Raw genomic sequence first — 7758 nt, 5'->3', positions numbered from 1 at the left:
CCTCCTCCGGTCCCGGAGGGGCGGACCGCCGCGGCTTCTTTTCACGGGTCAGTCCCAGTTGACCGAACCGCACTTCCGGCAGATCGTCGGCTGGCCGGCGATGAGGTTGAAAATGGGATTCCAGTCGGCGCCGATCCGGTTGACGACCTCGCTGAAGGTGCCGGGCTTGGCCCCGAAGGCCCTGGCGTTGCTGATCCTGACCTGGTCGGTCACCTGCCGGCAGGCCTTGTTGTCGCAGTAGGCGGACACGGCCTCGCCCACGCCGGTGTTGAGCAGTCGCTTGATGATCGACGACGGGACGGAGATATTCGCGGTCACGGAACCCCCTCGAACGGTTTCTGTCATGCGCAACGCCGAATTCGTTGCGAGAAACTCGACCTGCAAGCAGGTTAACCACACGTGCGGCCGCCCCGAAAGGGAATTCACGAAACACGGAAAACAACGCCCCGGCGCCACTCGGAATTGATTCCCGAATTCCCGCGAACCCGCAACAGGACCGGGACGGCGGCCGAAAAACCCGTGGCCCACCCCCTCCGCGAGGGGGTGGGCCACGGGCCGGACGGACTCGGAAGCGGGCTGCCGGAGCGTCAGTCCGCCGGACGGCGGGCCGCCGCGAGCCGGGCCGAGACGGCCGTGAACAACTCGCGGGCCGGGTGCAGGTCCGGCTCCACCGCCAGCGCCCGCCGCAGCAGCACCAGCGCGGAGGGACCGTCGCCGGACCGGGCCAGCTCCAGCGCCTCGTTGTAGTCGATCCGCCCGGCGTAGCGCAGCCTCACCAGGGCCGCCAGGTCCTCCCGGCAGGAGGGGCAGCGCAGGGTCTCCGGATCGGCGGGGACGGCGCACTGCGGGCAGGGCACCTCGATCGGCGCGACCGTGTCCGCCGGCCCGTCGCCGGGCGGGGCTTCACCCGGCCACGCGTCACTCACCGGCGCCCCGCCCGCACGCTCCCCGTCCACGGATGCCTCGCCCGCACGCCCCCCGTCCACGGATGCCTCGCTCATCGCGGCCCCGCCTCCTCCGGGCGGACCGGGCCGAGCGACTCGGCCGTCGGCTCGCTGCCCATCTCGCGCTGCGCCTCCGCGTACAGCTGCAGCAGGGCCGAGGTGTGCCGGTTCGCCGCCTCCATGTTGGCCGACTCGACCGCCGAGTCCAGGCCGCGCAGCTCCGCCATGATCCGCTGGGCCAGGGCCGGCGAGACCAGGTTCTGGTTGACGTAGACGTTGCACATGGTGAGCATCCGGAAGGTGTGCCCGAGCGAGTCGCACAGCTCGTCCGCGCGGGCGGCGGCGGCCATCGCGCCCTCCCAGTCGGCCGCCTCCCGGCGCAGCCGCAGCTCCGCGGCCACCGAACGGAGCCGGTCCAGGTCGCTCGGATCGAGGTGCTTCTCGCAGTAGTGCAGGAACAGGCTCAGGTACGCCTCCGAACCGCGCACCCAGCGCTGGGCCTTGAGCTGGCGCTGGGCCCGCTCCAGGGCCTCGTCCACCGACTGGCCACGGCTCTGGCCGGCGGCCAGGTCGTCGAGGGTGTCCATCAGCCGCTGCGCGTCGCGCATCTCGGCCTCGGTGAGCTCGGTGCCCCAGCGGTCGGTGAAGCTCTCGATCTGCCGCTGCTGCTCCTCCACCTGGACCTTCAACTCCGGGTCGAGGGTGACGCGTTCCAGCTTGACCGTCTTCTCGCCGCCGCCCTGGATGCGTACCGAGAGGGTGATGGTGCGGTCCCGGTCGAGGCCGAAGGAGACGTCGATCGGGGTACGGCCACCGAGTCCGGCCGGCAGGCGCAGGGTCAGGTGCCCGATCAGCTCGTTCCGCTGGGCGGTCTCGTGCTCGCCCTCGTAGACGGCGACCTCCAGCCGCTGGCGCCCGCTGCCGGAGACCACGAACTGCCGGCTGACCGGCGAACTCGTCGGGTAGCTGGTGTTCTTGGGGATGATGACGGCGAGACGGCCGTCGTTGAGCTCGATGCCGAGGTTCTTCGGGGTGATGTCGAAGGGGTTGGTGACCTGCATCAGCTCGCCGCAGCCCGTACACACCTCGACGCCGGGCGGGTTGACGATGCCGCAGGAGGCGCAGCGCAGGCCCATGTCCTCGGCGGCGGACGGGCCCACCCGGGTGTTCCCCGGGGCGGCGGAGTTCAGCGCCTCCCCGCAGAGTTCGCAGGAGGTGACGCCGGGGGCCGCCGGGGTGCCGCAGCGGGGGCAGTTGTCGCTCCGGACGACGGTGGCGGCCCGGGACGGCTGCGGGGCCGCACCGCCGGCCGAACCCGCCATTTCCTGACCGCACTTGGGGCACTCGGAGGCCGCGGTGTCCACCGGGACGTGGCAGCCGGGGCAGGAGATCCGGTCGCCGCCCAGCAGCGAGGTCGCGCAGTTGGAGCAGGCCGAGGCGGCCAGGTCCGCGGGGGCCCGGCACTCCGGGCACTCCACCTCGCCGACCAGCGCGGACTGGACGGCCGCGCCGAGCGCCACGCACTGCATCGGGTTGACGCCGCGGCGGACCCGCCGGGGCCCGAACACCTCGCCCAGCCGGCGCGCCACCAGCGGGATCGAGGTGGAACCGCCGACCAGCAGCACCTCGTCGATGTCCCCGACGGTGAGGTTGGCCTGCATGATGGCCTTGTGGGTCAGTTCGATGGTGCGCTCGATCTGGGCCTCGATCAGCTCCTCGAAGCGGGCCCGTTCGAACTCCGTCTCCAGCACCAGCTGACCGGCGCCGAGGCCCGGCAGGATGACCTCCGAGGCCTCCTGGTGGGACAGTTCGATCTTGACGGTCTCCGCCGTGGACGCGATCTTGGGCCGGTCCCGCAGGTCGGGCTGGTAGTCGGAGCCGTACTCGGCCCTGATGTCCTCCAGCAGCGCGGTGGTGATGGCGCGGTCGAAGTCGTCGCCGCCGAGCAGGTTGTCGCCCTCGATGCCGAGGACCGACACCGAGCCGGGCACCAGCAGCAGGATCGAGATGTCGAAGGTGCCGCCGCCGAGGTCGTAGACGAGGACGGTCCGGCCGTCGACCCCGGCCTCGGCCGTGATCCCGTAGGCGAGGGCGGCGGCCGTGGGTTCGTTGATGACCCGCAGCACGTGCAGGCCGGCCATCCGGCCCGCCTCCTGGGTGGCCGCGACCTGGCGCTCGCCGAAGTAGGCGGGGACGGTGATGACGGCCCGGTGGAAGGGCTCGCCGAACCGCTGCTCGGCGTCCTCCTTGAGCCGGTGCAGGATGATCGCGGAGATCTCGATCGGGGTGTAGGAACGGCCGTCGAACCAGACGTTGACGTCGCCGTCGGCGCCCGCGGTGACCCGGTAGTCCAGCTCGCCGAGGGCGGCCTGGACCTGGGGGTCCTTGAACTTCCGCCCCATGAAGCGCTTGACCGAACGGATCACGTTCTCGCCGTCGAGGGCGAGGCGGCTGCGGGCGGTGGAACCGACCAGCAGTTCCCCCTTGCGGCCGCGGCCGACGACGGAGGGTGTGGCCTCCTGGTTCTGCCGGTTGAAGACGATCTCCGGCTCGCCGCGGCGCAGGTGGGCCACCACGGAGTTGGTGGTGCCCAAGTCGATACCGAGTGTGCGGTACATGTCGTTCCCCTCTTGCCCCTCGTGTTCCTAACGCTTCTTCCGCTTGCGCCGGTTGGCCGCCGGACCGCCTCTGGTGCTCCCGGTCCGGGTCCGCCTCGCCTGCTCGGGGGCGGCCGGCGGTTCGGGAGACGTCCGTTCGGCGGCCGGCGGTTCGACCGCGGCGGCGCCGGTTGCGGCGGCGGGTCCGGCGGGTCCGGCGACGCGCGGGTCGGCGAGCGGGTCGGCGCCGGCGGTCCCGGCGGCAGGCTGCGGCACGTACACGGTGTCGCCGTCCGCATCGACGCCGGTACCGGCCCCGGTACCGGCCGCAGGCCCCTGCCCGGAGCCCGGCCCCGGCTCCCACGGCACGTGCTCCGCCGGCGCGGGCACGTGCGCGGCCACCACGACCTGGGCCCGGCGCAGCACCTCGTCCCCCCAGAAGAAGCCGGTGACGACGGTCTCCACCACCGTCTCCGGCTCCACGCCGCGCCTCGGCTCGCTGCCCACGATCTCGGTCAGCGCCGGGTCCGCCGCGAGCCCGTCCAGCCGCATCGGCCGCACCCCGGCCTTGGCGAGCTTGCCCAGCAGCCGGCGGCGGGTGGCCTCGATGCCGCCGCCCCGGCCCAGGAGCACCAGTTCACGGTCCAGCCCCAGCGACGCCAGCGCGTCGTCCACCTCCACCAGGGCTGCGATCAGCTCCCGCTGGGCGGCCTTGGCCGCCTGGGCCTCCTCGGCCCGGCGGCGCTGCAGCATCGAGGCCCGGAAGAGCAGTTGGCCGAAGGCCTGGGGCAGGTCGACCTCCAGGGCCCGCTGCGGGACCTCCAGCGGCTTGCGCGGCTCGGGCGTCGTCACGTGGTTCACTCCGGGATCTCGATCTGCGGCAGCACCGACAGGTCGGCGGCGAAGCGGGCGGGGACGGCGGGCTCGGGGTCGACCCCGGCCGGGGCGGGCTCGGCGAAGTCCGCGGCCAGCTCGGCCCCGTGCAGCACGAGCAGCGAGGAGACGGGCGGCAGCGGCGGCCGGTCGATCACCAGCAGGGGTTCGTTCAGCGCGGGTGCCAGCAGGCCGGCCGCCTGGTCCACCGGCTCGGGCGGCAGCGGTTGTTGGAGGTCGAGTTCCAGCCGCCGGTCCGGGTTGCGGAGCTGCGCCGCGGCCTCCTGGATCTGCTGACGGCTGAAGCGGCCGGCCCGCATGGCGGGCCCTACGGCGAGGTTGATCTCGCGCACGCCGGCCGAGAGCGGGACGCCCAGGACCTCGTACGGTGACGGTTCGTGCAGTGGCATGGCGAGGGTCGTCTCTCCTTCTCTCCTCCGGGCGGACGGCCGGGCCGCGTCTGACGGCCGGGCCGCGCCGACCGGTCGCCCCGGCGGCCGGGGCCCCGGGTGACCGGGCGGCCCCGGCCACCGGACGGCGGGGTGGTGGCCTCAGTAGAGCGAGCTGATCTTCTTCTGGAGCTTCTTCAGCTCCCGGTCGTCGGGGCAGTACTGGACGGCCGTCTTGACCAGCTCCCGGGCCTGCCGGAACTCCCGCAGGTTGGCCCGGGCGACGGCGTAGCTGCCGTACACGACGCCGAGCTCCCGGTGGAGCTTGGCCGTCTCCTCCTGCGAGGGGGAGAACTCCAGCGCCTGCTCCAGCAGTCTGGTGGACTCCAGGTAGCGCGTGGCCTCGAACAGGTCGGCCGCCTCGCTGCGCCAGACCCCGACCATCAGCTGGCGGATGTCGACGGAGTCGTCGAACGACCGCGCCTTGCGGAGGATCGCGGCGCGCTCGGAGAACGGGCGGCCGGTCATGTCGTCGAGCATGTGGTTGGCCAGCATCACCGAGACCCTGCGGCGCGACTCGTGCCCGGTCTCACCCGTCCACTCCGGATCGGCCTCCAGGGCCGCGGTCATCCGGCTGACGGCGAGGGCGGCCTTGTCGGCCATCGCGGCGTGACGGGCCAGGTGGCGCATCACGAAGACGTAGCCGAGCAGGTGGTCGGCGTCCGGGTTGAGCGCGTGCAGCTCCTTCCAGAGCTCGGCCGCCTCCAGCAGGTCGGCCTCCGGGGCGTCGGCCTCGGTCAGGGCGCCGGCCCGGTTGCCGAGCACGGCCTCCAGGAAGTGCCGGGCCGTCGGGTCCTCGGGGGCGAGGGCCATGCCCTTGCGGAGCAGCGCCAGGGCGCGGAAGTAGTCCTTGTTCTCGTTGTTGATCTTGCGGGCCCACTGGGCGTAGGTCGCGCCGAGGTCGCCGCGCACCTCGGGGTGGTCCGGAGCCAGCTCCAGCGCCTGTTCCAGCAGCTTCGCCGCCCCTTCCTGGTCGTCGTCGCTGGCCTTGAGCAGGGCGCGGGCCGCGCGCACGCCGGACTCGGCGGCGATGTCGGCGACGTCCGAGGGGAGTTCGACGCCCGGGACGGTCCGGACCCGGGCCAGGCAGTCCAGCGCCTCGCGCCACTCCTGGTGCCGGTGGTGCTCCCGGGCCTGGCCGACCAGTGCCTCGGTCAGCAGGTCGCGCCAGGCTTCGCCGCGATCGCCGCCGGCTATCGCGTCCAGGGCGCTGACGGCGGCGGACTGGCGTCCCTGGAGCAGCAGGTAGCGCTGCGGGCCGAGCTCGTCGAACAGGCCGAGCGACTGGCCGAGCGGGTGGTTCTCCTCACCCCGCCAGGCCCGCACCGCGCGGTTGAACTGCCGCTCCCACAAGGGGATCCCGGGCTCGTCGCAGAGTTCCCGGTGGAGCAGGGGGCCGATCACGAGGCGCCGGAGCGGGCGGTCCGGCAGGGTGATCCGCGCGTCCTCCCCCGCGAAGGCGGCGGCGCAGTGCGTCTCCATACCGAGGCGCACGGTCCAGGCGTCCAGCTCGTCGCCGCTTCGGCCGCGGGTCACGTCCAGCTCGCGCAGGTCCGTACGGAGCCGGTCGAGGAGCGCGGTCCGGGCGGCGGCGACGCGCTGCTCCTCGGCCGGGCGGCCGGTGACCCGGGCGGCCTCCGCCCAGAGGTCGGGCAGGTGCAGGGCCGCGGTCAGGCAGCCGACGGTCCAGGCCCAGAGCTGCTCGTCGGCGAGCGGGGCGGCGCCGCCGGGGGCCGCGCTCCCCGCCCCCTCGGTGGTGGACCCGGCCCCGGACGCGGACACGGCGCCGGGCGCGGCGAGCCGGTAGCCGGCCAGGCCCAGCGCGTGGAGCAGCCGGGGGTGGGCGGGATCCTTGAGCAGCAGCGCCCGGTAGCCCTCCCAGGCCTCCCGGTGCCGGCCGTCCACCGCGTGCTGCCGGGCCTCGTGCTCGGCCAGCAGGCCGAGGGCGGCGGCGGCCTGCGGGTGGTCCGGTACCGGCTCCAGCGCCCGGCGCAGGTCCGCGGCGGCCCGGCCCGCCTCCCCCGCCTCCAGCGCGGCCGCCGCCCGGCGGACCAGCACGGCCGCGCGCTCCCGGCCGGCCGTGTCCGGGAGCTGGGCCAGGGCGGCGTCCAGCAGCCCGAGTTCGGCGCGCAGCAACGCGAGGTCGAACCGGACGGGTGCGGCGGCGGGGCTGTCGCCGAGCGCCTCGGCCCAGTCCGCGAGCACGTCCTCGGCCTGTTCGGGGAGTCCGGCCCGGCGGGCGCAGTCCAGCACCGCGCGCAGCGCGGGGGCCGCGCAGTGGACGCACCGCGGCGAGGCGGCGGAGCCGGGCCGGTGCAGGTGTGCGGCGCAGCCCTCCCGGCCGCAGCCGCCGCAGGTCGCGGTCGCGGGGGCTTCGCAGGTGGTGCAGGTGCCGGACGGCGGGCCCGCGGGGTCGGGATCCGTGGCGGACGCGGACCGGGGGCCGGGTACGGTCCCGGAGACGGCAGCGGACCGGGCCGCGGGGACGGCGGGGCCGGACCGGGTGTCCGGCTCGGACCGGGCGCCGGGGGCGGCCGGCGCCGAGAGGAAGTGCCGGTGCCACTCCAGCGCCCCGGACCAGTTGCCGGCCCGTTCGGCGAGCAGCGCCCGGAGCCGGGCGACGCCCGGGTCGCCGGCCGGGTCGGGTTCGAGCGGCGCGAGCAGGGCGATCGTCTGGACCGGGCGGCCCGTCAGCAGGGCGACGGCGGCCAGGTGGTAGCGGTCGCGCGGTGCGGCGGCGGCCTCCAGCAGGCCGCCCGTCCGCTCGGCCGAGCCCTCGGCCAGGGCCAGCGCGGCCCGCAGCCGGTTCCGCCGCAGCAGGGCGACACCGGGCGCGGGGGTGAACGCGGGCGCCGGTGTCGCGGGCCCGGCGCCCGCCGCCGCCCCGACCGGGGC

At 74.7% G+C, this 7758-nt stretch carries 5 protein-coding genes and 1 pseudogene; all 6 read right to left on the bottom strand.

Annotation, left to right across the window (positions count from 1 at the left end):
- Positions 1-48: 48 nt before the first annotated feature.
- Positions 49-318: a hypothetical protein gene (locus ACFWOG_RS37600; RefSeq protein ID WP_329877358.1), complete on the bottom strand. Its 270-nt coding sequence runs from the start codon at positions 316-318 to the stop codon at positions 49-51.
- 269 nt (positions 319-587) lie between these two features.
- On the bottom strand, positions 588-1001 hold the full coding sequence (locus ACFWOG_RS37595) for a hypothetical protein (RefSeq protein ID WP_380363953.1): 414 nt from the start codon (positions 999-1001) through the stop codon (positions 588-590).
- Positions 998-3562, bottom strand: coding sequence for an Hsp70 family protein (locus tag ACFWOG_RS37590; RefSeq protein WP_329947967.1), 2565 nt, complete (start codon positions 3560-3562; stop codon positions 998-1000). Before ACFWOG_RS37590 ends, ACFWOG_RS37595 begins: the two co-directional genes overlap by 4 nt.
- Positions 3563-3589: 27 nt before the next feature.
- Positions 3590-4393 (bottom strand): nucleotide exchange factor GrpE, encoded by an 804-nt coding sequence (locus ACFWOG_RS37585; RefSeq protein WP_380363951.1) that lies wholly within the window; start codon positions 4391-4393, stop codon positions 3590-3592.
- 5 nt (positions 4394-4398) lie between these two features.
- Positions 4399-4824 carry a hypothetical protein gene (locus ACFWOG_RS37580; RefSeq protein ID WP_329877350.1) on the bottom strand — a complete coding sequence of 142 codons (426 nt, stop codon included), beginning with the start codon at positions 4822-4824 and terminating at the stop codon, positions 4399-4401.
- A gap of 141 nt (positions 4825-4965) precedes the next feature.
- Positions 4966-7758, bottom strand: a pseudogene (locus ACFWOG_RS37575) (hypothetical protein); the annotation flags it as partial.

The organism is Kitasatospora sp. NPDC058406 (assembly GCF_042722765.1).
Lineage (GTDB): Bacteria > Actinomycetota > Actinomycetes > Streptomycetales > Streptomycetaceae > Kitasatospora.
This window is presented reverse-complemented; position numbering and strand designations above follow the sequence as displayed.

Bases quoted from the DNA above. Each gene is read 5' to 3' on its own strand.
- ACFWOG_RS37595 (WP_380363953.1), bottom strand. From the start codon at position 1,001: ATGAGCGAGGCATCCGTGGACGGGGGGCGTGCGGGCGAGGCATCCGTG.
- ACFWOG_RS37590 (WP_329947967.1), bottom strand. From the start codon at position 3,562: ATGTACCGCACACTCGGTATCGACTTGGGCACCACCAACTCCGTGGTG.
- ACFWOG_RS37580 (WP_329877350.1), bottom strand. From the start codon at position 4,824: ATGCCACTGCACGAACCGTCACCGTACGAGGTCCTGGGCGTCCCGCTC.